Below are 1,767 nucleotides of genomic sequence, written 5' to 3'. Positions count from 1 at the left end.
GTAGGTTGCACATGGATATATTTGACGTATTGACAGCAATTTCAAAAAGAAAGATGGCATTCATGCAAACAGATATGAGCGAAAATGATGCCCTGGTCAAAGCAGAATTTGAGATATCTAAAGAATATCACATACCCTTGCCTGATATAAAAAAGTTGTTTGGAGTGAGATTCATTCCTACTGGACTGGTTGAGATGAGAAATAAAGGCCCCGTATAAATACGGGGAGTAAATAAAAAATTGAAAGAGTGAATAAATATGGTTAATAAATCTGAAGAAACAAAAACTGAAGCAAGAAATGATATACACGAAGAAGATATCCACACAGAAAAAAATGATAGTTCCAAGACATGCGAAGACAGTTACACAGCAGTTTCAAAAATGTGGGAAGATTCCTACTTAAAGCTGTACAAACCCTGGTTCGAATCCACGGAAGCGCTTTTCGGGAAAGCGTTCGAACTCTCAAAGGATGCTGCACCGGAAACATATAAGGAATTTTATGGTGAATGGGTGAAAACCTCCCAGAACAGTTTCGGTAAATTTTATGAAATCCCGACTCTGGAATCTAATAAAGAAACATTTGAGAAACTCCTGGTTAGCGCAGAGGAATCGAATAAGATCTACAGTTCATGGATTGCCGAATTAGAAGAGAATTCCAAGGCGACCCGCGAAGTACTCCAGGTCGAAGCAGATCCTGCAAAATATAAAGAAGTCTACGATATGTGGATCAAGTCCTATGGAAAAATGCTTAATGAGCTTCTGACACTGCCATTGCGGCAAAATATGAAGCAGATCTTTGAGAATATCACAGGAACACCTGATATATATTCAGAGGCATTTGAACAGATGTCAAAAATATGGAAAGATTCATACGCGAAGTTATACGTGCCGTATACTGACTCCATGCTGAAGCTTTCTATGAAATCAGCAGAGATCTCCCGGGGGAATGCGAGCCCTGAAGCTTATATGGAATTTCATACTTTGTGGATGAATACTTATCAGGAGCTCTATGGCAGGTTGTTTGATACCAAGTCCATGCGACCTTCAAAGGAGGTTTTAGAGTATTTCGTGCGCAGCGAAAACGTTAATCTGAACCTGTACAAGTCCTGGATAGCAACCCTTGGAAAACTTTCACAGAAGGCTGAGGAACTATCTAAGCAGGGCGCCGATCCGGATGCACATAAAGAAATTTGTAATCTCTGGGCTAAAATGTATGGAAAGGCATTTGATAACTTCTTTGAGAACACACCCGCATTCAGCCCGTTTAAGGAGATCATGGAGCCTGTGAAGAATGGCGCAAAGATATATGTGGACACATTTACCAGCATATCCAAACATTGGGTGAAACCGTATACCAGCTCCACAGGTGCGGTTTAAATATAAACAAATAATAAAAATTGAGTTCTTATGGTCAAGAAAATTGAAGAAAAAAAAGACGTGTGGGCTGACAGCTATACAGCCTTTTCAAAAATGGGGGAGGATTCCTACTTAAAGCTATACAAGCCATGGATTGAATCCACTGGAGAGATGTTTGGCAAGGCGGCTGAACTCTCAACGGATGCTGCACCTGAAAACTATAAGGAATTTTATGATGAATGGGTGAAAATATACCAGACTAGCTTTGGTAAATTTTATCCAATCCCAACGCTTGAATCCAATAAGGAGACACTTGAAAAATTCCTATCAAGCGCAGAGGAATCGAATAAACTCTACATGTCCTGGATTGCCGAGTTAGAAGAGAATTCCCGGAAGACAAAAGAGATACTTC

3 protein-coding genes are annotated in these 1,767 nt (G+C 40.0%); all 3 read left to right on the top strand.

What is annotated here, in order from left to right:
* Positions 1-11: 11 nt before the first annotated feature.
* Positions 12-218, top strand: coding sequence for a hypothetical protein (locus IBX40_13285; protein ID MBE0525285.1), 207 nt, complete (start codon positions 12-14; stop codon positions 216-218).
* A gap of 39 nt (positions 219-257) precedes the next feature.
* Entirely contained in the window at positions 258-1,376 is a 1,119-nt protein-coding gene (locus IBX40_13280; protein ID MBE0525284.1) for a hypothetical protein, read from the top strand.
* A 30-nt stretch (positions 1,377-1,406) separates the two neighbouring features.
* The coding region (locus tag IBX40_13275; GenBank protein ID MBE0525283.1) for a hypothetical protein at positions 1,407-1,767 on the top strand (361 nt) is incomplete at its 3' end.

It is taken from the genome of Methanosarcinales archaeon (genome assembly GCA_014859725.1).
GTDB lineage: Archaea > Halobacteriota > Methanosarcinia > Methanosarcinales > Methanocomedenaceae > Kmv04.
This window is presented reverse-complemented; position numbering and strand designations above follow the sequence as displayed.

What these genes read in the sequence shown, in the direction of transcription:
- IBX40_13285 (MBE0525285.1), top strand. Translation starts at nt 12, where the DNA reads ATGGATATATTTGACGTATTGACAGCAATTTCAAAAAGAAAGATGGCA.
- IBX40_13280 (MBE0525284.1), top strand. Translation starts at nt 258, where the DNA reads ATGGTTAATAAATCTGAAGAAACAAAAACTGAAGCAAGAAATGATATA.